Below are 26,173 nucleotides of genomic sequence, written 5' to 3' on the forward strand. Positions count from 1 at the left end.
GCCGTCCCGGAACGTTGGCTCAGGCAGGTTGGCGTGAGCCGAGACGGCGGCGTGCGGCGTGCGGCGTGCGGCGGAATGGCCACCACCACGCGCACCGCCCGCACTGCCCTGGCGAGCCCGAAACCGAAGCGAACGACCGGCGAAGCTAGCGCCGGAATCGACACGCTCCCTCCGCTAGGTTTGCGGGGCGGCGGCCTTCCGACTCCACTGCGGCATTCCTTCAGGCAGATCCGTTGGATCGACCATGACCTCGACGAGGGTCAACCGGTTCGGGCGCTCTTCGATACCAGCCAAGATATCGGCCAGCTCGGCCTCGGTGCGGGCGGCATGCACCGCGAAGGTTCCCTCCGCAGCAAAGACCGCTGGTAGATCACCATATCGCCAATCAGGTATCTCCTCCCCGTATCCTCTCCCAACCTCTTTTCCTATCGCTCGCTCGGAGGCGTAGCCACGGTTATTGATCACGAAAATGATCGGATGTTGACCAAAGGTAAGCATCCGGCTAATTTCCTGCGAGGACATCTGCAGGCCCCCATCGCCGCTGATCGACACCACTCGCCGTTCAGACATCGCAACTCCGGCACCAAAAGACGCGGGAATAACATAGCCGACCGCCCCCCAGGTCGGCGCCATCAAGACGGTAACCCCGGCTGGCAACCGCATCGTTGCCAAACCAAAGAATGATGTCCCAACCTCTCCGGCCAAGATATCCCCCGGACGGAGCACACCTTGGAGGGCCGGCCACAGCCGTTCATGACTGATTGGCCTGGAGCCCGCCCGCGCCAGGTCGGATGGCTTAATCAGCGGAGCCTCGCCACTCGGCCAACCACTCGCACGGCGGGGGGCTATCTCGTGCAGTTGACCGAGCGCCGCAACCATGGAGATCGGGCCGAACCGGGTGCCGGCGACCTCTGCGGAATCCCGCTCCAAGTTTATGATTCGATCAGGATCACGGTCTACGGCGAAAAGACCATTCCATGCAAAGAAGGTGACACCCATGCAGACCAGGACGTCGGCGCCTTCAACCACCTCCCGGATTGAATCACGACTCCCACTGCCACTATAAACCCCGACGAAACGAGAGTCAGACTCATCAAACAGCCCTCGACCGGGCGCCTGCGTGGCGACGGGCCAATTATGCTCGGCCGCAAACGCGGCGACAGCTGGCCCGAGGCCCAGGCGGATCGGAATATTCCCCACCAGTAGCGCTGGCCGTTCCGCGTCTGTGAGTCGCCGTTGCGCAGCGACGGCAAACGCGTCCAGTTGCGCGGAGTTCGAGATCGGTTCCGGGCGGGTGAGACGTCGCGACGGCTGCGGGACGGACGTTCGAGCTACATCCGCAGGAATCCGAATGTACACGGGACGTTGCTGTGACCAGCACTCGGCCAGAACTCGGTCGATCTCCCTCAGCGCACACTCCGGGGTCAACGAGGTTTGGGCAACGGTCACCTGTCGGGCTACCTGAACCCAATGGTCCGGAAAGCTATCCACAAGTGAATGACGGATCTGGGCATGCTCCCGCAAAACCTCCGTCGAGGGGGCAATCACGATCGACACGATCGGCACCGACTCAACAATTGCGGTAGCCATTGCATTCATGCTCGATAGTTCACCCGCACCAAACTGTGAAACAATCACTCCCAGGCCAGCAACCCGCGCATAGCCGTCAGCGCTAAAGCAGGCGTTCAGCTCGCTGGAACTACCGACCCAGTCGATACCGTCGAAGGCCAGAACCTGCCCGGTGAATCCCATTGTAAATTCACCAGGCACTCCGAACACATGCCGCACACCCAGGTCATGGAGGCGACCAAGCAACAGGTCGCCGACCGTTACCGACCCCCCACTTCCCCCCACCATTCCTCCAATGGAAGCATTCTTCGGATACGTGCGGTGGAACAGCCTCACCCTAACCTCGATGTTTCGCCCCTGAGGTCGGCTTCTCTGTATCGGCGGCGCCCGATCAGGTGAGGAACATCGGCCGGATCGTCGGCCTGCCGGCGGCGCTGACCTGTCCGGTTGCCGCGAGTATCGGCGGCAGCGCCGGCCAATGTCGAGCTACCGCAACGCCGGCAGGTTGTCGAGCTGTCGCAACGCTGGCCGGAGCACACCGAACACCGCCTCGTTGGGCTCAGGTGTGCCGAGCGCGGGCAGATCACTGGGCCTGCAGCCCGGACGGCTCAGTTCCTGGGCCCCAGATCGACTCGATCGCCGATTCGGTCGCCGGCCCGCCGCCAATGGTTGATAATTGCCCTAACATCACAATGGCCTCCGGCCACCTCTCCTGCTGCGCTCACTGCACCCGAAGCGGGCAGGGGCCGAGGGGTGCGCGCTCTGTGACGCGATGAGCCCACGGACAGCCGGAGGGGCGGCAGGTTCAGGCCACGGCCCACGGCGACGGGTCGCGGGCCAGGCAGACAGCCCCAACCGTGTCTCGTAGGTGGTGCTGTCTCAGGATCAGGCGGTGAGGATGTCGCGGTCGAACGTCCCGGCAGCGGCCGCGTACGCTCGGCCGTGGCGGTTCCTCAACATTGCGCTGATCGTCTCGTTCCTCAGCTGGATCGACCTCGGTGCCATCACCGTGATGCTGCCCTCGATCGACCGCACGCTGGGCACCGACAACAACATTCTCCAATGGGTCTTCTCCGGCTACTCGCTGATGTTCGCACTCGTCCTCATCCCCGCCGGGCGGCTCGGGGACGCCAAAGGACGACGGTTTACCCTGTTCCTCGGTCTCGCCTTGTTCGTCGCAGCCAACATGATGGCTGGACTGGCCAACTCCGGCATCATCCTGGTGGTCGCCCGGCTCCTGCAGGGCGCAGCCGCCGGTATCCTCACCCCCCAGATCAACGCCTTGGTGGAGGAACTGTTCCGCCCCGGGGAACGGGGCCGCCCCTTCGGAGCAGTCGGCGCCACCTCCCACGCGGGCGCCGCCCTTGGCCCACTGATCGGCGGCATAGTCATCGCTGCGGGCGGGGCGGACGACGGCTGGCGGCTTGTCTTTCTCGTCAACGCCGCGATCGGGATCGCGGCGGCAGTGCTCATCTGGCGGTACTTCCCGAGCAGATCGACACGTCACCAGACCAATCACCAACACGACCTGATCGGTACGCTGCTACTGGCCGTCGGGACCACGTTGGTGATCCTGCCCGCACTGCAACAGGGACAGTGGAAGGGGTTGCTGCCGTGGCTGTTGGTGCCGGTCGGAATCAGTGTCCTCGTCGTTTTCCGATCCTGGGAAACCGCCACGGCACGACACCACCCGCCGGTCTTCGACTTCCGTCTCCTCACCCATCGGACGTACCGCCGAGGGCTACTGGTCGGATTCCTCTTCGGCGCCGGGTTTGCCCCACTGCCGGCAATCTTCAGCTTTTACCTGCAGTACGGTCTTGACCGCAGTCCACTGATCACCGGTCTCACGATCGCACCATTCGCGTTAGGTTCGGTCCTCGGGGCCGTGCTCGGTGGATTCAAGGTCAACCGTTACGGTCGTCCGCTGCTGGCCATTGGACTGATCGTCGTCGTGGCGAGTCTCGTCTTGGCGACAGCCTTCGCCGGCCTAACCGGGACGACCTTCTCGGTCGTCACCGGCGCTACGCTACTACTCGCCGGGGTCGGCGGCGGCCTCGTGCTCACACCAAACAACGCGCTGACTCTCCAGGAGGTGTCCCGGGCTGATGTCGGCAGCGCCGCTGGCATGTACCGCACCATGCGGCAGGTCGGATCCGCGATGGGGCTGGCGATCATCACCGCGACCCTGTTCGCGGCGTTCGGGGCCAACGACGGACGCTGGTCAACCGCGCTTCGGTACGCGCTCGCCGTGGCGATCGGCATCGTCGCCGCCGCCCTGCTCACCAGCCTGGTCGAGATCCTCGGCAGCCGCCGCCACGGACGCGGTCGAGCATCCTGATCCACCCCCTACCCCGGCGGGCACCTGTCCAACACGGGCTCGCCATGTCGCCACCCAGGTCAAGGGTGTCCACCACCGCCTGGACCGCATCCGGCCGCGGGTGCTGGTGCATCGCGTCCGGGGAGTGGGACCGGTCCAGCCCCGCGGTGCAGTTGGGAGTGGAGCAGGAAGATCCAGTTGCTCGCGGCCGAGACGCTTCAGGGTCGCGTGGAGGCCCGCGGATCACCTCTCCGGCACCGTCCTGCCTCAGCGTGGTCGGTGGCCCCAGACGCCACCGATCCCGCCACCTTCGAGGGTGAGCGCGCTGACAGCGCCGAGACGACGGAAGTCCCTGCTGCGCACCTGCACCTCCGTGCCGGAACGTGGGCGCCATTCCTTTGATCGGAACGCCGCTCACATCAATACAACGGCCCGCGCCCCGTGGCGGGCAAGGTGTCGGCCACCTGGTCCGGGACGATGGAGACTGATGTCGACCGAAAACAGTCGGGTACCGGCCCTCGGCGCGCCGCACGGCCGGGAGGTGACCGAATTCGACGCCTCGGTCGACGTGTTGGGGCTGCCAGCGTTCGCCGGTTCGGTCGGCTCAGCCCTTCGAGCCCCAGGCTCCTTGGTGCTGCCCGACAGCCTGGCCGGACGGTTCCAGGCGCCGGTTACGACCCGGCTGCGACGAGTTGCATGAGCTCACCGAAGCCGGTGACAACGTCGTATCTCACCGGTTCCTTCCGCTCGTGGTTCAGCTGGGCGAAAAGCTTGCGGGCACATTCGATCTTGGCTCTTTCGACACCTCTGAGTTGCATCGACGAGAGCGAACCCTTGGTCTCGGCAACGACGTAAACGTGCTTGCCCGCGCCCCCCTGGAACGCGATGGCCCAGTCGGGGTTGTAGTTGCCGACCGGGGTCGGGATGAAGAATCCCGGCGGCAGCTTGGCGTAGACGACAACCTCCTCGCTGGAATCCAGTTCAGCGACAAAGTCGCGCTCGACCTTGGAGTCGGTGACCACGTAGTCGTAGATGTGACGCTTGAGCCGCTGCCCGGTTCTGGCGAAGTCCTGTTTCGTCTGGTTCTCGGTGAAGATGGCGAGGTCGTGCCGCTCGGCGAGAGCGTGATAGCTGAGGTGCTCGACAACCACCGTGGCCTTCTGCTCGTTGATCAGCCGGACGCACTCGGTGATGAACTGCTCGGGGTTCTGCCGATACTTCGCGAAGGTCGTCGGCTCGGTGCGACCTAGGATCGCGGCGGCTGTTCGGCGGGTCAGCTGGGTCTTCTCCGTGATCTCGCCGAGCAGGTCATACGGCACCTGCGACGACGCCGAGACCGTGTCCGTGTGAGTGCTCGTCGAGTTGACCGTGAAGCCAGCACCACTGGCCAGTTCGTCGGTGTCGAGGGCCGCACGCTGCTGGCCGGACCGCACGACGTATTCCATGGCCGCGACGTTGAGCTGGGCGTCGAGCGCGGCGACGCACTTGTCGACCAGTTCGACGGAGTCAAACTCCACCTGGTAGACGACCTTACGGTTGATGCGATTCCAGAGTTCTCTGAACTCCTCCTTGGCGAAGTTTTCCTCATTCAACGGAATGCGCTTGGGCCGGCGCCCGTCGGGGATGGGCACAATGTCCTGGTAGAGAGCATCGACCAGCGGCCAAATACCGTCCACGACGGGCTTGAGTAGATTCGAGGTCGGCTCGGCGCGGGTGCCCGTGTCGCGCGCGGTCTTGTAGGCATCCGAGATGGTGTCGTCGTCGTTGAGGTAGTCGTTCCGGACGAGGTACTTGTACAGGGCGTTCGCGAGTGCCTCCGCGACGACGCTCTCGCCGGACTCCGTGGTGAAGGTCTTGCCGATGAAGTACTTGACGCTGGCCCGGCGGGGCCGGGCTGCGAGGGAGTCGCTGATCTCCTTCTGCAAGCCCGCCACGAAGTCGGTGTAGGACTCGTCGGTGACGACGGTGAGCTCGTTGATGTCGTGCACGGTGACGGGGTTGTCCATCCGCTCACCGTGCTGGTCAACGGCGAGCCGCAGGCCACGCCCGATCTCCTGTCGGCGCGAGACCGTGTTGTCGCTCTTCTTGAGCATGCCCATGACGAACACGTTGGGGTTGTCCCAGCCTTCGCGCAGTGCGGAGTGGGAGAAGATGAACCGGACGGGTTCGGCGAACGACAGCAGCCGCTCCTTGTTACGCAGGATCAAATCATAGGCATCGACATCTGTCGCCTGGCCTACCTCTTCCCCGCGCTTTGACACCTTCGGATCAAGGAGACGCTTGGTCCTCCTGTCAATCGAGAAATACCCTTGGTGGGTGTCCTCGGCGGCAATCGCCTGGAGGTGGCGGCGGTACGCCTCGGCGCCCTCGTCAAGCGACAACTGGCTCAGCTCCTCGGCCACGAGCGCCTGATACTCCTCGACGAAGAAACGCGCGTAGTCGCCGAGAGTGTCTTCGCGGTCGTAGTCGCGGTACTTGGCCACGTCGTCGACGAAGAGGAGCGAGAGCACCTTGATGCCCTGCGCGAACAGCTCGCGCTCCTTGTCCAGGTGGGCGCTGATCACCTCGCGGATCTGGATACGCCGCTTCGCCTCGTCGCTCACGTCCCCCGTGACCTGCCCCGCGAACAAGGTATCGCCGTTGCTCAGCTCGATCACGTCGCGGTTCGCGTCGATGTCGGTGATGAACAGGCCCCGGTATGCCTCGATACCCTTTGCGGCGTTGTGCAGATTCGCTCCCTGGTCGAGCCGTCTGACCGCACGCTTGATGCCGCTCTTGGTCTGGATCTCCAACTCGAGCCGGGCGCGTGGCTTGGCGCCCTTGGTGATCTCGATCCCGGCCAGATACAGGTACGCCGTGCTCCCGGCCAACCCCTTGACGGTGATGCCGCGCACGGCGATCCGCTTCACGAGCTTCTGGTTGTACGCGTCAAGGGCGTCGAGCCGGTGGATCTTGTTGTGCTCCACCTTGTGGGTCGCGGAGTACCGCAGCACCATCAACGCGTTGAACCGGCTCAGTGCCTCCAGAGATTTGGCCGCGCCGAGCTTCTGCGGCTCGTCGATGATGACGATGGGTCGGTTTGCGCTGATCACGTCGATCGGGCGGCGGGACAGGAAGCCGTCGAGTTCGTCGTAGATGCGCCGGTTATCCTTACCCGTGGCGTTGAACGACTGGATGTTGATGATCATTACCTGGATGCCCACGTCCGAGCTGAAACGCTCCAGCTCGTGCAGTTGGGACGAGTTGTAGACGAAGGAGCGCGGCTTCGTCCCGTACGTCTGCTGGAAGTGCTCGGCGGTGATGTCGAACGTTTTCTGCACGCCTTCGCGGATCGCAACACTCGGCACCACGACGATAAACTTCGACCAGCCGTAGCGCTTGTTCAGCTCCATGATCGTCTTTATGTAGACGTAGGTCTTGCCGGTTCCCGTTTCCATTTCGACATCGAGGTTCGGCGTGTTCGGTGCCGAGGCCGCCCTGCTCTGCACGAGCGACGCCGATAGCGGCAGGTTCCGGCTGCGCTGCACTGCCTGGACATTCTGCAGCAGCCGTGCCGGACTCAGCAGGATCTCCGAGTTCCGCAGCCCGGAGTCCGAAAGCTCCAGCGCTGGTTGAGCGAAATTGGCGGGATGCCCCGGGTCGACTCGATACGACACACCTTCGCCACGAGGCTGCCCGGCGAAGCAGTCCACCACCGCATCCACCGCATCGGTCTGGTACTGCTGGACCTTGAATTGAAGCTTCATCGGTCAGATCGCCCGCACCTCGGTCGCGGGCGAAACCTCGGCGAACACCTGCTCGGCGTTGATCCGATCGGCGTCCGTGGCGAAGCCGGAGTCCCGGAATACGGCACGCAGCGGCTGTTGGCGCGCCATCTCGCGCACCACGGCGGGACTCACCTTTGCCTCGAAGCAGGCGATCAGGACGCCGTCCTCGACCACGAACACCTCGTGATCATCGATCGGCTCCGGGACGATGGGCATCGTCAGCTCCAGACCCCAGTCGAGGAGCACCTGAAAGACAAGATCTTCGCCGGTCCGGTTGGGCTTCACGCTGTCCACGAAGAGGTCGAGTTCGCCCTGGCCAAGCTCGTCCGGGGTGCGCAGCAGGTCGGAGAGGTTCGTCGAGTCAACCTTGAGGACACGGAAGCCCAGGTCGAGGTTGCGTGGGGCGTTGTCCAGGCTCCCGATCTCCGCCGCGAGGTTCCTTACCCGGGTGAGACCCATCTCGAAGATCGACCTGAAGGCGGGCTCCGGGACCGGCAGCGGCTCGTGGATCTGGACGCTGATGAAGCGTCGGTTGCCACCGTCGGCCAGGTTCTGCTGGAGGACGGCATGAGCGGTGGTCGCGCTTCCGCCAAAGAAGTCGAGGACGATATCGCCGTCACTCGGCCTGCCCGCGAGCTGCAGGATCCGCTGGATCAGCTCGACCGGCTTGACAGAATTGAGCACATTCGCCGTGTTCTCGAACGGAACGTACCTCAGGAGCGCCTTCTTGGCGTCCTGGGTGTGCCCAACCTCCGCATAGGACCACAGCGTCTGGGGGGTCCGGCCGGCCGAGACCTCGGACAGGAACCGCTTCACCGCCGGGGTGTTGTTCCCGTCCGCACCCCACCAGATTCGGTTGTCCGCGTCGAGCTCGGCGAATTTTTGCTCAGATATTCGCCAGTAGCTGCCCCGCGGCGGACCTTCGACAAGGCGTCCCGATGGTGCCGTGATTGGGTAGACGCCTGCGTCATACCTGTTCCGCGCCGACATGTTCTCGGCCTTCCACGGACCCCTTGGATCGCTGTCGGGGTTCTTGTAGCGCGCCTCCATATCCTCGGTGCGCGCAAGCCGCTGCGGCTGCCAGCGTTCCTTGTTACGGGCGAATACGACGATGTAGTCGTGGTCCTCGGAGAACCATCGCGCCGAGTTCTTCGGCGCGTACACCTTCTGCCAGATGATCTGTGCGACGAAGTTCTGCTGCCCGAAGATCTCCGAGCCGATCTTTTTGAGGTTGTCGACCTCATTGTCGTCGATCGAGATGAAGATCACGCCATCGTCGGTCAGCAGGTTTCGCGCGAGCTTGAGACGCGGGTACATCATGCTGAGCCAGTCGGAGTGGAACCGCCCGTTCGCCTCGGTGTTCGCGACCAGGCGGTTCCCGGCGGCATCGACCTGCCCGGATTTCGCGAGGTACTCCGTGGAGTTCTCCGCAAAGTCGTCGTCGTAGATGAAGTCGTTTCCCGTGTTGTACGGCGGGTCGATGTAGATAATCTTGATCTTGTCGAGGTACGACTCCTGGAGCAGCTTGAGCGCGTCGAGGTTGTCGCCCTCGATGAAGATGTTCCGCGTGGTGTCAAAATCGGCCGACTCGCCCCGGACCGGACGCAACGTCTTGGCGACCGGCGCGTTCGCGGCGAAGAGCGCCTCACGCTTACCCGGCCAGTTGAGCTGGTAGCGCTCCTGCGGACCCTCGACCGCGTGGCCCGACAGCTCCTGACGGAGCAGGTCAAAATCGATCACTCGTGCGCCATCGGGCCCCTCGGTGACGACCGCTGGGAACAGCTCGGCGATCTTGTCGATGTTCCGGCTGGTCAGGTCCGGCGAATGCATCCTCAGCTCGTCCACGGGGCTTCCTCGGTCGTCGGTGTTGCAGGGTCGGTCGGCGCCGCGAGCGCTGCGGCTCGGTCGCGAGGCAGCCGCCGCAACTCGCCCCTGCGGTTGAACTACGGCTCGCACCGGAGGCTCTTCCCCAGATTAGTGATCTCGCGTTCGAGCTCGCGTGCCTGGTCTATCCTGCCGGTTGCTTCCGACACATCCTCGCCCGGACGCCTCCTGAAGGGCAGAACCGGCGTCCGGAGACCGACGTAGCGACCGGCAACTCCTGCGTGTCGGACACCACGCCACCGGCCGCGAAGATGACCGCCGCTGGGCAGGGACCGCCCCCAGCGTTGTACCCGCGCCTTCGGGAGCACAGAGGTAGCCGTGCCGTGCTGGGACAGGTGCGGTCGGTGGTGCAGCGGGACGAAGGCCGTGAAGGGGCTGGGGCCGAACCCCGCCGGCTTCCACGCGTCAACCGAGACCGGCCGGGTAACCCAGGTCGGCTGGAAGGAGGCTTCCATGGCCCGAACTGTGGTGGTGACTGGCGGCAACCGGGGAATCGGCCTGGCCACCGCGCAGGCATTCACCAAACAGGGCGACCGGGTGGCGGTGGCACACCGTGGCCGGGATTTCCCAGACGGGATGTTCGGGGTCTATTGTGATATCCGGGACGCGGGCAGCGTCGATGCCGCCTTCGACGAGGTCGAAGCCGAGTTGGGACCGGTCGAGGTGTTGGTGGCGAACGCCGGCATCATTGACGACGGGCCGTTTCCGCAGCTGACCGAGGCGCAGTTCGGTCGGGTGCTGGACACCAACCTCAGCGGTGCCTTTCGTTGTGCCAGCCGCGCGTCGCACAGCATGCTGCGGGGAGGGTGGGGTCGGCTGATCTTCCTGTCCTCCGTGGTTGGCCTCACCGGCAGCCACAGCCAGGTCAACTACGCCGCCAGCAAGGCCGGACTGGTCGGCGTGGCCCGCTCGCTCACCCGCGAACTCGCCAGTCGCAACATCACCGCGAACGTGGTGGCGCCGGGACCGGTCGAGACCGAGCAGTTCGCCGCCGTACCCGACGAGCGGCGAGCCGAGTTCCACCGAGCGATCCCCGCTGGCCGATTCGCCCAGCCGGATGATGTCGCCGGCGTGATCACCTGGCTGGCTGGCGACACCGCCAGCTACGTCTCCGGCGCGATCATTCCGGTCGATGGTGGCCTCAGCATGGGACATTAGCGGCCGGCACCTTCTTTAACCACTGGGGCGGGAGCGTGGTCACCCCCGGTTACACCGACCCGAGCCAGTTCGTCGCCGGCAACCCGTACGGCGCTTCGCACACCAGCAACAACGCGGACGCCCCGGACCGCACCGCGCTCGGCGCGGCGGCGCAACCGCTACCCTGCAGGAGACGATGCGGTTCGTCTCGGACATAGTCGGGCCGCGGCGGCCGCCCACCAGTCGACTACACACGATCAACGGCACGAGCTCTGGAGGCTCAGGCCGGAACCGGATCCCTCCACGTTTCCGGGGGGATTGACACACTGTCCGATATGGCGTGAAGATGGCATGCCGCATGAGAGGAGTCGATATTTTGGGTGCCATCACACGCCGGTCCCTGCTGTCCGCCGGCGCGATAGGAGTACTGTCCACGATCGCCGGGGCGTCGCCGGCGCTGGCCGGACCGGTCGAACCGATCCCACCGTCCCTGGTGACCAAGTACGGTCTGGACACCCGTTGGTACGGCAAGTACGTCGACGCGTGGGGGCTGCCGCTCTTCGGTCCGCACCACCTGCAGGACGAGACCCTGGTGCGGATGCGGAATCAGCTCGGGACCTTGCTGTGGACCTACCCGTACTGGCCCGTGCACGAGTTGAACCGGCAGAACGTCCGCCTCGTGGTCGTCGCCCGAGGTGAGCGCATGAGCGCGATCCCCGACGTGTACCAGCAGTTCGGCACGAGCCTGGACGACCGATACTGGGCCGGATTCGGCGCCACCCCCTCCTTCCCGCTGTCGACCTGCACCGAGAGCAACGTGCTGGACAACCAGGGGCGGGCGAACCTGTTCGTGCACGAGTTCGGACACACCCTGCATCTGATGGCCCTGCAGAACATCGACCCCGCGATGTCCACCGAGTTGTCCAGTGCCTGGAGCAACGCCCGCGCCAACGGTCTGTGGACGAACACGTACGCGGGAACGGATATCAAGGAGTACTTCGCCGAGGGCATCCAGAGCTACTTCGGAGTGAACTTCCCCGGACCGCCCGGCGGCGACGGTGTGCACAACGACATCAATACGCGGACGAAGTTGCAGGCCTATGACCAGCCTCTGTTCAACCTCTTCGACCGCATCTACCGAGGCGCGGTGCTGCCGTAACCGTTCACATCGCCTCGCGTGGACCGCCCATCGGTGAGTACGCCCCAGCCGGCGGCCTCGCCGCCGCGGCGGCGGCGCAGTTCCTGGAACCACAGCTCGGCACGCCGACTCCGCAGCTCCTGACGGTCCACGGGAGCCTGCCCCTCGTCTGCGCACTGGCCGCCGCCCGAGACAACGACCGCGCCTCGGCCGACACCCACATCGCCGAGGCCGATGCCACCGGCTCTCCCGCGACCTGGTCCGGGGCCATCCCCACCCGTCCCCGGCCACCTCGACTCGCCGTCGAACTCAGCGACCGGATGGGCGTCCGGCCGGGAGGGCCGCGCTGGTAGCCCGGCTCAGACCAGCCGGCTCGTGTAGCCGGCCGCCACCAGGCGCTCGAACGCCGCCCGTACCTCGGCCGGCATCTCCTGCCGGATCGCGAACCCGCGCTGCGCGTACACCTCGATCCGCTGTGTGTCGCCGACCAGCATGTCCACCACCTGCCGCGCGTCGCCGATACTGCGCACGTAGTCGTCCAGTTCGAGTGGGTTCGACGCGCACACCACCTCGACCTCCGGCCACACCAGCCGGCACGTCGCATAAGCCCGACGGTGCTGGTAGGGCCGCGACATGATCAGCACCCTCCGCTTCAGCACCACGCCGCCCGCCACCTCAAGACCAGGAGGTCGGCGACGGCCAGGGCGATCGTGACGTCCAACCCCGGTCCAACGGCTCCCGACCAACCACCACCGCCGTACCCGAGCAGACCCTGGACCGGTGTGAGCCACGTCAAGTGCCACGATTGCAAACTCGCCGCCGTCCTGGGCTGCGTTGACCACAGCGAGTGGCACTCGCCGAGGACGAGCGCACCCACCGCAGCGATCGGGCCGACGTCGAGGTACACCCGGCTCCTCAGCGCAGGGCCGACGGTAGCCACTGGGCTCCACGGGCGGGTGCCCGGCGTGATCCAGCCGGGTCGCCGCTGTGCTACGGCAACGTCGTGAGTAGGCGGCGCAGAGCGTTCGTGGCCCAGTCACGCCATCGCGTGTGTGCCCAGCCTTGGTGGTGCACGAGCAGGTGGTATGTCTCGGGGCTGAGGATGGCCAGGGCGGTGTCGGCGGCCGCGTCGACGGCCATGTTGGCGGGCAGCGGCGTCTTGCGGGCCAACGCTTCGGCGAAGACGCGTTGCACGGTGAGCCGCTGCTGAAGATTGGTCTCCCATACTTCGGCCAGTTCGGCGTCGATGGTGGCAGCGCTGCGCACGACGTCCAACAGTGGCGCGGCGCGCCGTAAGACGTCTGCGGCACCGGCGACCTGTCGGTGGATCTGCCCGTGTGGGTCCGGATCGGCGAGTGCCGCACGCACCCAGGGCCGCTCAAGTGTGGGTACAGGTTCGTCGTCACCGGCGATGGCCAGGTCGAGGGCCGCGGTGAGGACAGCCCGCTTGGTGCCGAAGCTGTAGTAGACGCTCTGCTCGCTCACGCCGGCCCTGGCGGCGATGGCCGCGATGCTGGTGCTGCTGTAGCCGGCACTGGTGAACAACTCGGTGGCCGCCGTGGTGATGCGCGTCCGGGTGGACCGGGATCGCGCGGTCCTGCCGTCCTCGTGTGGTGTCTTCACGGTTGGTTGCTGGCGGTTGCGGTGTGGTGTTTCGCTCACATCATTGACTATAGCTCGACTACAAAAACATGCTTGTAGCGTGACTACAAAAACTTGGGGACGGGGTGGGCTCGCCGCGCTGCTGCTGCTCACCTCCGTGGAACTCGTGGTGTTTCTTGAGGTGTCGATCGTCAACGTCGCACTGCCCGCGATGGGTGCAGCGCTGACATTGACCGAATCCGGGCTGACCTGGGTGGTCAACGCCTACCAACTCACCTTCGGCGGCTTGCAACTGGTCGCCGGTAGGGCCGCGGACGTGGTCGGCCGACGTCGCATGTTCCAGGCCGGAATCGCACTGTTCACCGGCGCGTCGCTACTGGCCGGCCTCGCGCCGGACGCCGGAACGCTGCTGCTGGGTCGAGCGGTACAGGGCGTCGGTGCAGCGATCCTGGTCCCCGCCGAGCTCGCATTGATCGCCGCGATCTTCACCGAACCCGCTGCCTACCGTCGGGCGTTCGCGGTATGGAGCGCCATGGCCGCCGCCGGCGCGGGCTCGGGCGTGGCGTTGGGCGGTGTCCTGACCCAGACACTTGGTTGGCCCTGGATCTTTCTGATCAACGTCCCGATCGGTGTGGTCGCCCTTGTCCTGAGCCCGCGCCTGCTGCCCGCCGACCCGCCCTGGGTCGGGCGCGCCAGCGACGCTCGGACACGGCTGGACCTGGTAGGTGGACTCACCGCCACCGGTTGCCTGCTCGCCGTGGTCCTGCTCGCCACCGAGCTGCCCACCGCCGGGTGGACACCGCTCACCTACACGGCAGCCGTCGCCGCCCTCGGGCTCGGTACGGTGTTCGCGGTCAACCAGCGGCGCCACCCGGCCCCGATCCTGCCGCCGCAACTGCTGCGGATCCGCCAGGTACGGACCGGCGTCGCGGCCAACGCTCTCGTGGGCGCCTCCCACGTGCCGGCGTTCGTGCTGCTGTCACTCATGCTCCAGCAGGCGATGGGATACTCCGCCCTCGCCGCCGGATTCGCCGTACTGCCCATCGCCGCGGTCAACATGGTCACCGCGCGTACCGCGCTGCCCTGGGCGATGGGCCGCTTCGGGTCACGCGTGGTTCTCGCGGCCGGGATGTTCCTGCTCGCGCTCGGCCTGGCCGGATATGCGATCCTGCTGCACCCCGGCGCCGGCTACCTGACCGCCGTGTTGCCGGCCAGCCTGATCTTCGCAGTCGGCCTGCCTGCTGTGTTCGTCGGTTCCACCGCCCCCGCCGTCCGCAGCGCACCAGAAAGTCAGCAAGGAGTCGCCGCTGGCCTGGTCAACACCGCCCAACGCCTCGGCGCCGCCCTCGGCCTCACCGCCTTGCTGATGGCCTCGACAGCATGGACCACCAACCGCGGCAGCGGGGACGGGGCCAGCGCGCTCGCCGATGGTCTGCGCATCGGGTTTGCCGGCGCGGCCGGTCTCGCCGTCCTGGGCATCCTCTGCGCCCTGTCCATGGGCACCCGAGAACCAAAGAAGCCGGCGAGCGGCGACACACCACAGCAGGAGGCGATCGCCCGATGAAGCGGATCCTCGTCCTCGGCGGATACGGCGCCGTCGGCGTACACGCCGTGACCGCACTGGTCAGTCACCTACGCACGACGGACGTGGTGGTGGCCGGCCGTAACCCACACCGTGCGCCGCGCGTGCCGGGGTCCACCGTGGTTCGCTTGGACGCCGCCGATCCCGGCGACCTGGCCACCGCGCTCAACGGCGTTGACGCCGTGCTCATGTGCGCCGAACTCGACAACGCGCGGATCGCCCGCGCCTGCCTGGAGCGGGGGATCCACTACGTGGACGTCTCGGCTTCCCACCGGCTGCACGTCGAGATCGAACAACTGGACGAGCTCGCCTCCCAGCGGCAGGCCACAGCGGTCCTCAGCGTCGGACTGGTCCCCGGGGTCAGCAACCTGCTTGCCCGACACTGCGTCGAACAGTCAACAACGCGGCAGGTACAAATCGGCGTGCTGCTCGGTTCCGGGGAACGGCACGGGCCAGCGGCACTCGCCTGGACTCTCGATGGGCTGGGCCGCCTACACGGCTCGTGGGCAATGCGATTTCCGGCTCCGCACGGCGAGCGAACCGTGTATCGGTTCCCGTTCTCAGACCAGTACACGCTGTCCACCACGTTGGGTGTCGCAGCGAGTACCGGCCTGTGCCTGGACTCCCGGCTGACCACCGCGCTGCTGGCAGCCGCCGGGCGACCCGGCATCGCCCGGCTATTACGTCGCCCCTGGATCCGCCGCACCATGCTGGACGCGCTGGCCAGGATCAAGTTTGGCGGTGACGGATTTGCCGTCACCGTCGACTCCGGCGCCAGTCAGGCAAGCTTCAGCGGTCGCCAGCAGAGTCGCGCCACCGGTCTCGCTGCGGCGCTACTCATCCGAGACCTGCCCGCCATGCCCTCGGGAGTACGACACATCGAGCACCTCGTGGAGCCGAGAGCCTTTCTCACCGAACTCGCTGCCAGTGGATTCACCCTCAACCTGAGACGCTGACCACCCGGCAGCACGGCCCGGCTGGCAGTGCGGGCGGGCGAGCCGGTCCGCACTGCCAGGGTTCGACCGGGCCACCTCTTGAGCAGCTGCTCAAATCCGCCTACGCTCCAGGTTTGAGCGATCGCTCAAACCTGGGAGGAAGTATGACCAGTCAGCCGGAGCCGGAGCCGAGGCGCACCTGGGCCAACTGGACGCTCGCCAGCCTCATCGCGGCCTTCGGGATCGTCGTCTACGCCGTCACCGTGGCCCAGGGGCGCGCCGACAGCGGCCTGCTCTTCGTCGGACTGCCGGTACTGCTGGCCGTTGCCCTCGCCCTGGCCCCGGGCCGTACCACCCACGGCCGGATCTTCGCCGCCACCACGATCGCGCTGCTGCTGGCCTCGGTGGCGCTGCACGAAGGCGCCATCTGCGTCATCCTGTCCGCGCCGCTGGTGTACGCCATGACCCACGGCACCACCGCCCTGATCAGGCTGGCCCGCCGCGCCACCACCCGGGCGTACTCGCTAGTCGCCGTGCCCCTGCTGCTCGTACCCGGGCTCGAGGGCACCGGGCTCGCCCCACGGATCACCCCGGAGCAGTCGGTCGAGGTGGTCCGGGTGGTCACCCTCCCGGCCCACGCGGTCGGCGAGCGGCTGGCGACCGGCCCCCGCCCGGTACCGGTCCGGTCGGTGCCGCTGCGCCTGCTCGGCGTACCCGTGCCGACCCGCGTCACCGGCGACGGCCTCGCCACCGGGGACCGTTGGATGTTCGCCTACCACGGCAGCTCGCACGGGCCCGGCGGACATCTGCTCACCGAGGTCACCGCCACCGAGCCGGGCCGGGTCGACTTCGAGTTCGTCGAGGACACCGCCATCACCGGTCGGTGGGTCACCTTCCGACATGCGGAGGTGACCTGGCAGGCGGTGGGCCGAGAACGTACCGAGGTGCGCATCCGGGTGGCGTACGAGCGTGGTCTCGACCCCTCCTGGTACTTCGGGCCGCTCCAGGACGGCCTGCTCCACGAGGGCGTGGGGCACCTGCTCGACATGCTCGTCCTGCCGTGACCGCCGCCCGCTGGCTCGCCCTGGGGGCGCCCCTGCTGGCGGTGCTGGCCGCGGCCCGGCTGGAGCGCGACCGGCGGGCGCGGGCCGCCGCCCTGCTCGCCGCCGTGACCGCCGCCCTGGGCGTCGCCGCGCTGAACGAGTCGGCCCGCCGGACTGGCTGGTACGCGTTCGCGCCGGTGCACGGGGCCTACCGGGGAATACCAGTCGACCTGTGGCTGGGGTGGGCGGCGCTCTGGGGCGCGCTGCCGGTGCTGCTACGCCGGTTCCTGCCCCTGCCCCTCGCGCTGGGCCTGCTGCTCTGGCTCGACGTGGTGGCGATGCCGGCGCTGCACCCGCTCGTCCTGCTCGGGCCGCACTGGCTGGTGGGCGAGGTGGTGGGGCTGCTCGCCGTGGCCCTCCCCGCGCAGCTGCTCGGCCGGTGGGGCGCCGACGGCCGGCACCTACGGGCCCGGGTGCTGCTCCAGGTCGTCGTCTTCGCCACGCTGCTGCTGTGGTTCGTGCCCGGTGTCGCCTTCGAACTGGGTGGCGGCTCGTGGTCCCCGCTGACCGGGCTGCCCCGGGCCGCCCTCCTGCTCCTGGCCCAGGTCGCGCTGCTGGTGGCCACCCCGGCGCTCATCGCGGTACGCGAGTTCGCCGGACGGGGCGGCGGCACCCCGTACCCGTGGGATCCGCCGGCCCGGCTCGTCAGCACCGGGCCCTACGCGTACCTGGCGAACCCGATGCAGGTCGGCGCGGCTGCCCTGCTCCTGCTGACCGCGGCGGTCACCCGCAGCATGGCGCTGCTGGCCGCGACCGTCCTCGCCGTGGCCTTCAGTGCGGCCGTGGCCCGGTCGCATGAGGAGCACGACCTGGCCCGCCGGCACGGGGACGCCTGGCGGGACTGGCGACGGGCGGTACGCGACTGGTGTCCGCGCTGGCGGCCGTACGCCTCGGGCGCGCCCGCGGTGTTGCGGCTCGACGCCGGGTGCGGGCCATGCGTGGCGGTCTGGCGGTTCCTCGCGCGGCGAAACCCGGTGAACCTGAGGCTCGCCCCGGCCAAGGAGGGGCAGCTGCGGGCCGGGTACACGGGCGGCGACGGCCACGCGGAACGGGGGGTGGCCGCCGTCGCCCGCGCTCTCGAGCACCTCAACCTCGGCTGGGCCTGGGTGGGCTGGACCCTGCGGCTGCCCGGCATCACCTGGCTGGCGCAACTGGTGGCGGATGCGATGATCGCACCGCCACACCCGGCGGGAGGAGAGCGATGTCGGACACCAAGCGACGCCTGCTCGACGGCACCCTCGCCGCGATCCGCCAGCACGGCATCGCCGGCGTCTCGGCCCGCACCATCGCCGCCGCCGCCGGAGTGAACCAGGCGCTGGTCTTCTACCACTTCGGGACGCTCGACGAGCTGCTGGCAGCCGCATGCCGGACCGGCACAGCCGAGCGGGTCGCCCACTGGTCGGCCCGGCTGCGCCAGGTTGGGTCGCTGCGCGAACTGCTCGCCGTCGGGCGCGTCCTGCACGAGGAGGAACGCGAGCTGGGCAACGTGTCCGTGCTGGCCCAGATGCTCGCCGGCGCACAGGCCGACGAGCGCCTCGCCGCCCCCACCGCCGAGTCCCTGCAGCTGTGGGTGGACGAGATCGAGCTGGTCCTGCGCCGGCTGCTGGCCGGATCACCGTTCGCCGAAATCGCCGACGTTCCCGGGCTCGCCCGCGCGGTGTCGGCGGCCTTCATCGGCCTGGAGCTGTACGACGGCGTCGACCGGCCCTCAGCCGAGCGCGGCATCGAGGCGCTGGACCAACTCGCCGTGCTCATCGAGATCGTCGATGACCTCGGCCCGATCGCCCGGCGCGCCCTCCACAACAAGATCAGCAAAGCGACCCGACGCTAGCCACAATGCCGGCCGAGTGGTCGGGAGGCGGGAAACCCTCCAGCTCCCAATGCAGGCATCTATTGACGTGATCTCAAACAGGGTGAAGTTGGCTACCGCGATGCCGGCATCTCAGGCACGGGTGGAGGCGAGGTAGTCGGCTGCGCCAGTGGGGGTCATGAACCAGTCGGTGAGAGTGGTCGGGTCCGCGAATCCGGCAGCAAATCGTCGGGCGACTTCTGAGTTGGTGGCGGCGGTGGCGAGGATTTGCTGCACATGCTCTGGTAGGGGTTGCAGCATAGCGTTGGTCCAGGCAGTGACAGCGTGAGCGGTGGTGGCCCAGAACGATTCGAAGGTATCGCGCATCCAGGTGGTGTCGAAGGGCCGGTCGCCGTGGGCGAGGATGGCGCGTAGATAGTGGTCAGCGCATCTGGCGGCGGTGTTGGAGCCCTGGCCGGTGATGGGGTCATTGGTGATGACGACGTCGGCCATGCCCAGTGCGACGCCGCCGCTGGGTAGGTGGGCGACCGGTTTACGTACGGTGGGGGTGAACCGACCATGCAGGGTGGCCTTGGCGTCGGTCAGTTCGACGTTTCGGCATCGCTCATACACCCAGGGCACGTACTGCTTGGCGAGGTCGAGGGTGGTCTGGAGGTGTTCGGTGGGTGGCACACGGCTGCCATTGGTGGGCCAGCGGTCTAGGTCCTGACCTGGGACAGCCTCCCAGAAGAGGATGTCGCAGGCGCCGGCTTGCGTGAGGGCAGGAATCACGAACAGTTCGCCGAGGCCGGGCACGGCGTGGAATCCGACGTGCGGGGCGGGCCAGTCCGGGTCGGGAGCGAGGCCGTGGACGTAGGCGATGGCCAGGCCGCGTTGTGGGGTTGTGTGGGGTGAGCGGACTGGGTCCCGGTCGAACGCGGCGGCGAGATCACTTCTGCCGGCCGCGACGATGGTCAGGTCGTGGTGGCCATCCGAGGTGAGGGTGTCCAGGTCGGCGGCGGAGGCCGTGTTGTGGACGACGGTGGCGCCGCGGTGTTCGGCGAGTTCGAGCCAGGCGGCCATCTTCAGCCGTTGGTCGGTGGACTGGGCCGGTCGCTCCAACTCGGCGATGACGTCCAGCGCGCGGGTACCCGGCGGTGCGGACAGGTTGACACGCAGGCCCGCGATCTGGGGCGCCTGGTCGTCCCACAGATTTAGCTCGTAGCGGCGTTCGGCGTCCAGCGCGGGAGCGAACATGGCCTGGGTGGAGGTTGGCCCGCCGTTACGGATCTCATCCGGGGTGTGAGCCGACATGATCGTCACCTCGTAGCCCTCGGCGAGTAGCCCGTGGGCGAGTTGCAGGCCGGATTGCCCGGCACCGACAATCAATATTCTGCGCATGGGTGTTCCTTTGGTTCAGAGCTGTCGGCTGACCGACCAGGCAAGCAGGGTGTGGGTTTGCTGGCGTCGCCGCGGGGTCGAGGGTGCGAGCGCCTGCTGGCGATGCCACGGGTCAACGATGACCAGCGGCACGGATGGAACAACATCTGCCGTACCGCGTCGGGGTGGTGCGCGGGGAGCGAACGTGGACAACGTTGTCACGGCTGTCGACGGCGGGTTGACATCGTCGCTGGGGCAGGCTACCGCAGAGTAGCCGAGTCTCAGGCTGAGGGTCCGTCGACTGGGACGGGAGTGCGGCCAGGGCGAGGGTGGTGAACGGTGCCAGGAGTCCCAGCGGCGGACCTGCCGCGGGTCCAGGCCAATCTGGCTCTTGACGGTCCGGGTTGGGTGGGCCGCGCGACGAGGTGCCTCAGCTGCACGCCTTCACCCGAGGTCTGGAACGGGATCGCGACGCCGTGAACGCCGCGCTCACGCTCTCTACAGCGACGGCCCCACCGAAGGCGTCAACACCGAGACCAAACGAATCGCCCGCCAGATGCACGGACGAGCAGGCTTCACCCTGCTCCGCCACCGCATCCCCCTCGGATAGCAGCGCCCTCCGTCACCACCGAATGTTGGACAGCGCCGTTACCGTGACAGACCCCCGACGAGATCCTCGAATCACTCACCCAGTTTGGTAGGCGAACATATGGCGCAGCACACTAGCGTCCATGCCGTGCACGTTCCGCCCACCGGCCACGGTCGTTGCGGTAGCGGGCAGGGACCAGCAATTGGGGCCGATTGAACCAATATATCGTGGCGACCAATACTGCCGACAGCAGCGTGAGGGCTACGAGTACTTTCTGGACAGCGTCGATCAGAGTCGTCGACAGGCTGGCGGTGGGCTCGATCCAAGTCGTCCCCATGAATGCCGTGCCAAAGGTAATCGCTAAGGCAATCGCAGCCACGCTTCTATCCTCGTGTCCACCCGCGATGTAGTCCTTCCAGTTGAACCACGATGCGAGAGCGACGAACCACGACGCGACTGTGACTATAAGCCCAAGGGTGAGAGCGAGACCAGAAGCGCGGTAGGGAATCGCCGCGTCAGCGATCGCGGTCACGCTTCCTCCTCGGCAAGCAGTGGGTCCACACCGAACGCGCAGCCGCCGCCGAGCCCGCTGCCGTCTGCGCGAGCCCCTGGCGCTGCGTGTTCGTCGTTGACGAGTCAGTGCACCATCGCGGATGGCCTCAACGCGCCGTTCGGCTACCTGGTCCGACCTGTGATCGCTAAGCCGCAGTGACTCTCGACCTCGCGACCGGCGCGTGCTCCAGCGATGCCAACGAGCGCGACACCGTCCAGTTGCTGTTGCCTCATGCCGCCTACATCACCATCGGCACATCTGTCGGGACAGCGGGGTGGGACGGTAGCCCGTCCCACCCCGCCGCGCGAAGGCGTCACCTCCGGTGGGGAGGTGTATCGCGTGTGGCTTCTTACGCGTTCGGCCTTTCGTCACCCGGAGTCATCAGAACGACGCGGCGACGGCGAGCGATCAGGAAGAGCGCGGCGCCGAGGACGATCACGAAGGCGCCGAGGCCGCCGAACAGGCCCGCCTGCGCGCCAGTCACCGGAAGTGAGCTGCCGTCACCGCCGGTGGATCCACCGCCGGAACCGCCGTTGACCGACACGAAGATCGAGTACGTGTCGGTGTTGTCGGACTCGTCAACATCAACAACCTTGTCGACATCCGCGGCGTCGAGCAGTTCCACGTTCTCCGGCAGTGCGGTAGGTGCGGCGACGTTCTGCTTGGGGCCGTAGGGAACTGCGGCGAGGGCGGCGACCGTGACGCTACCGCCGGTCAGGGCACCGCTCTTCGCAACGCCAGCATCGATCTTGGCGGGGAACCAGAAGGTACCGCCGGAGGTTGCGTCGCCGTCCTGTGTGTCATGGTCGGCCGGGATCAGCGTAATCTCGGAGTAGTCACAGGTGACCGTGCGGTTGTCGGCACTGTACTCGCAACCCTGCTCAGGTTCGGTGAAGGTGGCCTGCTCCGGCAGAGTGACGGAGATCCTGACCCCGTCCGCCGTCATATCGCCCTGATTGAACACGGTCGCCACGACGGCGGTCGAACCGCCCGGGGCGATCGACCCATCGATGTAGACAGGTGCGCCGGACTCGAGGCTCGCGTCGGCGTCGATGGGCGCGCGCACGTCCTCGGCTACGACACCCAGGTCGACACCGTGCTCCCCAATCACCACCTCGGCGGTGTCAGTGTTGTTGGCGGTGTTGTCGTCGCCGTCGACCAGGACCGTCACAGTCAGCTCGCCCGAGGCGTCGGCTGAGTCGTCGGCCCGGGTCACCAGGTAGGACAAATCGGTTGTGCCGCCCGGTTCCGGAATGGAGGTCTTATCGACCGCGCAATAGACGGTGCCATCTGCGGGATCATCGTCACAGATGTCAGCGAACTGGAACGCACCGACGAGATCGCCGACGGTGAAGATAATGTCGACCGACTCCGGTGTGGTCTTTCCGACGTTCTCCAGGTCGATTTCGACGACCTTTTCGGTCGAGCCGGCAGCGATAGTCGTGCCCGATATCTCGACGGAGAGGTCCGTGCCATCAACCGCGTAAGCGGGCGAGGCGAACGAGCCCGCAACGAGAAGACCGACGGCGCCAGCACCCAGTCGGGCGAGCTGCCGGTTGTGTGACTTCATGAAGGGTTTCTCCCTCGACAAAGGTAACTACAGGCAGGCACGTTAGCCTGCGGTGCCACCCCGGGCCACCCCGTGATCCACTCGTTATTTTGATCAATCACTGTGTGGCTTATCCGTAGCGGACAGTGCCTCACCATAATGGATGGTGAGGCACTGTTTCATAAACGGAACAATCAGGCCAGCGTGGAAGAAATCCGATTGAGGCGAGATGCGGTTGATCTCCGGCTCGCATGTGCCGTGTCGGAGATTCCGGACGCAGACCGCACTCGGCCCGTGGAAACAGGAAGTCGGCCAGCGCGAGCGCGAGCTGCTCCCACTGGTCCCGCAGCTGGCTGATGATCTGCTCCAAGTGCTCGGACAGCCGCTGGTAGTGGGCCGGGTCGCTGTCCATGCGCTCACCGATGTGGTGCCGGATGGCATGCTCCATCTCCGATGCCTTGGCGCGAGGGCTGGTCAGCCCGCTGACCTTCTCCGCGTAGTCGGCCGAGGTGATGGAGATCGGTGGGACCTTCTGGGTAATGCCCAGGGACTGGACGTGCGTCAATCAGCGCTCGGACCTTCTCGCCGTAGACCCGAACGTCGAACAGCGTGTGGTCGCGGTAGCGGCGCTGGGCCAGCAGCGCGATCGTGCCGAACGCCTTCGCGTTGGCCACATAGGGCAGGGCCTTATCCGACGGCAGGACGACATCGCCACCGGGCTGATCTGGTCGGCGGGCACGCCCGGCATGGGCAGCTTCTTCTTCTTGAAGTCGTCGACTACCTGCCCGTACCCGCTGGTCCACTCCACGATGGGAGCCTTGTCGTTCTGGGCGCCGGAGATCACCGGTACGAAGTCGAGCTGCGCGACGACGTCCCGATGCACCGGTAAGGCACGCTTGGCGGTCAGCCGATCGGCCCGCTCCAGAGCATCTGGGGTCTTCCACGCCGGATCGAGTGCATCCAGCTCAGCGATCAGGGCATCTCGTGCAGCCAGGAACGCGGTCCGGTAGCGGACGGTGGCGAGTCGGCTGGTGGCCACCACCTGAGCCTTAAAGCCGTTCGGCAGCACCACTTCGACGTAGTGGCGCAGCATGTTCGCCGCCTTTGCGGTGATAAGCTGACGTGTCAATCCCCTGGAATCGTGGAGGGGCTCCGTTATGCGGCCTGGGCCTTCAGGGCGCGGGTCTCTGATCGTTCGTAGTCGATGGGGGATCGCCAGTCGCAGACGGAGTGCCGGCGGCGCCGGTTGTAGAAGTCGGTGATCCAGGTGGCGATCTTCAGGCGGGCCTCGGTACGGGTGCGGAAGTGACGGCGGTGCACGTACTCGACCTTGATGGTGGAGAAGGTGGCCTCGGCGACGGCGTTGTCGAAGCACGACCCGACCCGGCCCATCGACTGGCGTACCTTCCACCGGTTGCAGGCTCGGGCGAAGTCGGCCGAGGTGTACTCGCTGCCCCTGTCGCTGTGAAAGATCACCCCTTCGACGCCGCCGCCGCGGGTGACGGCGGCCATGTTCAGCGCTGCGACGACCAGCCCGGCGTCGTGGTGGGCGCCCATGGCGTAGCCGAGGATGCGACGGGAGTAGAGGTCGATGACGGTGGCCAGGTAGAGCTTGCCCTCGTCGGTGCGGATCTCGGTCATGTCGCCGCACCAGGCGACATCTGGTGCCGGCGCGCTGAACGCCCGCTTTACCAGGTCTGGGGCGGCTGGACCTTTGCCCTGGCGGGTCAGGTTCCGCCGGCGGCGTCTGACCCGGGCGGTCAGGCCGGAGGCGGCCATAAGCTGCGCGATCGTGTTGTCCGACACCTGCCAGCCCTGCTCGCGCAACTCGTTCCCGACGCGAGGGCTGCCGTAGGTGCCGCATGAGTCGTCGAACACCTTCCTGACCGCAGCCGACAACCGAGCACGCCGGTCATCGCGGCGCGTTGGCGGCCGGTCACGCCACTTGTAGAACCATGACTCGGACACCCCCAACGCTCGGCAGGCGATCACGTGCGGCACGGAATGCTCGGTCCTCTGGGAAGCGATGAAGGCGGCCACGCTCACCGGCCCGTCGCCTCTTTAACCCACAGGACCACGGATCGCTTGAGAACATCACGCTCCATCGCCAGCTCGGCGTTCTCCCGCCGCAACCGGGCCAACTCCGCCCGCTCGTCCTCAGTGAGCTGCCCGGCAGCGGCCTCACCGCGCGTCTCGCGGTCCCTCTTCACCCAGTTGGCCAGGGTCCCGCTGTTAATCCCCAGGTCACGGGCGACCTGTGCGATCGACTTACCCGTCTCCCGCACGATGCGCACCGCGCCCGCGCGGAACTCCGGATCGAACTGGCGTCTCGTCTCAGCCATGAACCTCTATCCCTCAAGCTCTGGCCTCCACGCTACGAGGGGAAGGGCAGACGACATCGACGAGTTCATCGACCTTAACGGGCTCACCCAGGAGCAAGCGAGGCTGAAGGCGCCTCCGAAGTGGCTAACCATCTCATGCTCGTAGTTCATGAAAAGCGCCTGCGCCTTGCCGCCTGTCGCGACCTTCGCGTTGTGCTCGTATCGATGCCCTACCTTATTACGCAGCGCTACGAATAGCTCTGCGTTCAGCCTGACCGGGTCGCTGCTGTTGGGATAGCGCCGCTTCAAGCAGAATTCAAGGTCCCACGCCTTCGGCTCGCCGTCGATCAACTTGTACCCGCCGGTCTGGGCGCCCTTGTGGTGATAGTCGATCTTTGCCTGGTGGAACTCAGCATGCAACAGTTAGTGCCAGGCCTTGTGCATGTGGGTGAGGAAGTCGCAGTAGTTGCCGCTTGATCAGTTCCACCCGCCCACCGCCTTTAGGACATATCTAATTCGCGACAGCCGATCGACCGCCCGAGCCCGGTTACGCTTGCACAAGAATTTCTGTCTCATACATGAATGTCGCACTTATTCTCAGCTCGGAGCCGAATCCCCTGCCCAACGCGCGACTTCGGGCGCCCAGCGCACTTCTGACCTGCGGAAATGCGGATCACGTACCGGAGTCGACCGCGACGACCACCTATTCCTGACACGCGTGCCACCGCTTCGGCAGACAGAAGCATCAAGATCGAACGCCCGCCAAGCGCGACAGAACGGGCACCCGGGAGACACCTGGTCAAATGCCCGATTCATGCGGCTCGTCTGGATGAGCACAGGGTAGCGTCGCCGCTGCGTGATACGTATACTGGCCGCGCCTTCTGCGCTACATCAAACCAACGGGGATTGGAAATCTGTGAGTGATCTGCGTATTCACGAGGCCGAGTCGCTCCCATTA

21 protein-coding genes and 3 pseudogenes are annotated in these 26,173 nt (G+C 66.6%); 11 read left to right on the forward strand and 13 right to left on the reverse strand.

What is annotated here, in order from left to right; genetic code table 11:
* Positions 1-174: 174 nt before the first annotated feature.
* A complete protein-coding gene (locus SALPAC3_RS26410; protein ID WP_080635142.1) occupies positions 175-1,857 on the reverse strand; it encodes an alpha-keto acid decarboxylase family protein in 1,683 nt (560 codons plus the stop codon).
* 610 nt (positions 1,858-2,467) lie between these two features.
* On the opposite strand from SALPAC3_RS26410, the gene SALPAC3_RS0108685 reads away from it, so the two are divergent.
* Together SALPAC3_RS0108685 and SALPAC3_RS0108690 are read left to right on the forward strand one after the other, a co-directional pair.
* Entirely contained in the window at positions 2,468-3,907 is a 1,440-nt protein-coding gene (locus SALPAC3_RS0108685; RefSeq protein ID WP_018220851.1) for an MFS transporter, read from the forward strand.
* Between the two features lie 466 nt (positions 3,908-4,373).
* Positions 4,374-4,586, forward strand: coding sequence for a hypothetical protein (locus SALPAC3_RS0108690; protein WP_018220852.1), 213 nt, complete (start codon positions 4,374-4,376; stop codon positions 4,584-4,586).
* Here the strand turns inward: SALPAC3_RS0108690 and SALPAC3_RS0108695 are convergent.
* Positions 4,558-7,632: a type III restriction-modification system endonuclease gene (locus tag SALPAC3_RS0108695; protein ID WP_018220853.1), complete on the reverse strand. Its 3,075-nt coding sequence runs from the start codon at positions 7,630-7,632 to the stop codon at positions 4,558-4,560. The genes SALPAC3_RS0108690 and SALPAC3_RS0108695 overlap by 29 nt on opposite strands.
* Before the next feature lie 3 nt (positions 7,633-7,635).
* Positions 7,636-9,498: a site-specific DNA-methyltransferase gene (locus SALPAC3_RS0108700; RefSeq protein WP_018220854.1), complete on the reverse strand. Its 1,863-nt coding sequence runs from the start codon at positions 9,496-9,498 to the stop codon at positions 7,636-7,638.
* A 492-nt stretch (positions 9,499-9,990) separates the two neighbouring features.
* On the opposite strand from SALPAC3_RS0108700, the gene fabG reads away from it, so the two are divergent.
* The 3 genes and pseudogenes from fabG to SALPAC3_RS0108710 all read left to right on the forward strand — a co-directional run bounded on the left by fabG (position 9,991) and on the right by SALPAC3_RS0108710 (position 11,833).
* Positions 9,991-10,695: a 3-oxoacyl-ACP reductase FabG gene (gene fabG, locus SALPAC3_RS0108705; RefSeq protein WP_026185366.1), complete on the forward strand. Its 705-nt coding sequence runs from the start codon at positions 9,991-9,993 to the stop codon at positions 10,693-10,695.
* 14 nt (positions 10,696-10,709) lie between these two features.
* Positions 10,710-10,892 (forward strand): annotated as a pseudogene (locus SALPAC3_RS28670) (hypothetical protein); the annotation flags it as partial.
* 158 nt (positions 10,893-11,050) lie between these two features.
* Entirely contained in the window at positions 11,051-11,833 is a 783-nt protein-coding gene (locus tag SALPAC3_RS0108710) for a hypothetical protein (RefSeq protein WP_018220856.1), read from the forward strand.
* A gap of 338 nt (positions 11,834-12,171) precedes the next feature.
* On the opposite strand, the pseudogene SALPAC3_RS0108720 reads toward SALPAC3_RS0108710, so the two are convergent.
* Both SALPAC3_RS0108720 and SALPAC3_RS0108730 read right to left on the reverse strand, forming a co-directional pair.
* A pseudogene (locus tag SALPAC3_RS0108720) lies at positions 12,172-12,456 on the reverse strand (hypothetical protein); the annotation flags it as partial.
* 346 nt (positions 12,457-12,802) lie between these two features.
* Positions 12,803-13,474: a TetR/AcrR family transcriptional regulator gene (locus SALPAC3_RS0108730; RefSeq protein WP_026185367.1), complete on the reverse strand. Its 672-nt coding sequence runs from the start codon at positions 13,472-13,474 to the stop codon at positions 12,803-12,805.
* Between the two features lie 97 nt (positions 13,475-13,571).
* On the opposite strand from SALPAC3_RS0108730, the gene SALPAC3_RS0108735 reads away from it, so the two are divergent.
* The 5 genes from SALPAC3_RS0108735 (at position 13,572) to SALPAC3_RS0108755 (ending at position 18,865) form a co-directional block, all read left to right on the forward strand.
* Positions 13,572-14,978, forward strand: coding sequence for an MFS transporter (locus tag SALPAC3_RS0108735; RefSeq protein ID WP_026185368.1), 1,407 nt, complete (start codon positions 13,572-13,574; stop codon positions 14,976-14,978).
* The gene (locus SALPAC3_RS0108740; protein WP_018220862.1) at positions 14,975-15,952 is read left to right on the forward strand and encodes a saccharopine dehydrogenase family protein; all 978 of its coding nucleotides are present in this window, start codon (positions 14,975-14,977) and stop codon (positions 15,950-15,952) included. The genes SALPAC3_RS0108735 and SALPAC3_RS0108740 overlap by 4 nt, the downstream gene beginning before the upstream one ends.
* 143 nt (positions 15,953-16,095) lie before the next feature.
* Positions 16,096-16,995 carry a hypothetical protein gene (locus SALPAC3_RS0108745; RefSeq protein ID WP_018220863.1) on the forward strand — a complete coding sequence of 300 codons (900 nt, stop codon included), beginning with the start codon at positions 16,096-16,098 and terminating at the stop codon, positions 16,993-16,995.
* Positions 16,992-18,341 carry a methyltransferase gene (locus SALPAC3_RS25535; RefSeq protein ID WP_018220864.1) on the forward strand — a complete coding sequence of 450 codons (1,350 nt, stop codon included), beginning with the start codon at positions 16,992-16,994 and terminating at the stop codon, positions 18,339-18,341. The genes SALPAC3_RS0108745 and SALPAC3_RS25535 overlap by 4 nt, the downstream gene beginning before the upstream one ends.
* Positions 18,236-18,865: a TetR/AcrR family transcriptional regulator gene (locus tag SALPAC3_RS0108755; protein WP_018220865.1), complete on the forward strand. Its 630-nt coding sequence runs from the start codon at positions 18,236-18,238 to the stop codon at positions 18,863-18,865. Before SALPAC3_RS25535 ends, SALPAC3_RS0108755 begins: the two co-directional genes overlap by 106 nt.
* Before the next feature lie 111 nt (positions 18,866-18,976).
* Here SALPAC3_RS0108755 and SALPAC3_RS0108760 read toward each other — a convergent pair whose 3' ends face one another.
* A complete protein-coding gene (locus SALPAC3_RS0108760; protein WP_026185369.1) occupies positions 18,977-20,224 on the reverse strand; it encodes a styrene monooxygenase/indole monooxygenase family protein in 1,248 nt (415 codons plus the stop codon).
* 401 nt (positions 20,225-20,625) lie between these two features.
* Here SALPAC3_RS0108760 and SALPAC3_RS27910 point away from each other — a divergent pair.
* Positions 20,626-20,813 (forward strand): annotated as a pseudogene (locus SALPAC3_RS27910) (ISL3 family transposase); the annotation flags it as partial.
* 112 nt (positions 20,814-20,925) lie between these two features.
* Here the strand turns inward: SALPAC3_RS27910 and SALPAC3_RS27915 are convergent.
* The 7 genes from SALPAC3_RS27915 to SALPAC3_RS0108790 all read right to left on the reverse strand — a co-directional run bounded on the left by SALPAC3_RS27915 (position 20,926) and on the right by SALPAC3_RS0108790 (position 25,635).
* Positions 20,926-21,324: a hypothetical protein gene (locus SALPAC3_RS27915; protein WP_018220867.1), complete on the reverse strand. Its 399-nt coding sequence runs from the start codon at positions 21,322-21,324 to the stop codon at positions 20,926-20,928.
* A gap of 370 nt (positions 21,325-21,694) precedes the next feature.
* Positions 21,695-22,915, reverse strand: coding sequence for an LPXTG cell wall anchor domain-containing protein (locus SALPAC3_RS0108765; RefSeq protein WP_018220868.1), 1,221 nt, complete (start codon positions 22,913-22,915; stop codon positions 21,695-21,697).
* 130 nt (positions 22,916-23,045) lie between these two features.
* On the reverse strand, positions 23,046-23,459 hold the full coding sequence (locus tag SALPAC3_RS0108770; protein ID WP_026185370.1) for a hypothetical protein: 414 nt from the start codon (positions 23,457-23,459) through the stop codon (positions 23,046-23,048).
* On the reverse strand, positions 23,460-24,023 hold the full coding sequence (locus tag SALPAC3_RS25540; RefSeq protein WP_232430480.1) for a hypothetical protein: 564 nt from the start codon (positions 24,021-24,023) through the stop codon (positions 23,460-23,462).
* Between the two features lie 26 nt (positions 24,024-24,049).
* Positions 24,050-24,940, reverse strand: coding sequence for an IS3 family transposase (locus SALPAC3_RS0108780; RefSeq protein WP_157632313.1), 891 nt, complete (start codon positions 24,938-24,940; stop codon positions 24,050-24,052).
* Positions 24,937-25,236 (reverse strand): transposase, encoded by a 300-nt coding sequence (locus SALPAC3_RS0108785; protein WP_018215993.1) that lies wholly within the window; start codon positions 25,234-25,236, stop codon positions 24,937-24,939. The genes SALPAC3_RS0108780 and SALPAC3_RS0108785 overlap by 4 nt, the downstream gene beginning before the upstream one ends.
* Positions 25,237-25,242: 6 nt before the next feature.
* Positions 25,243-25,635 (reverse strand): DUF3644 domain-containing protein, encoded by a 393-nt coding sequence (locus tag SALPAC3_RS0108790; protein WP_018220870.1) that lies wholly within the window; start codon positions 25,633-25,635, stop codon positions 25,243-25,245.
* Positions 25,636-26,173: the final 538 nt, after the last annotated feature.

Origin of the sequence: Salinispora pacifica DSM 45544 (assembly GCF_000378845.1) — a bacterium.
GTDB lineage: Bacteria > Actinomycetota > Actinomycetes > Mycobacteriales > Micromonosporaceae > Micromonospora > Micromonospora pacifica.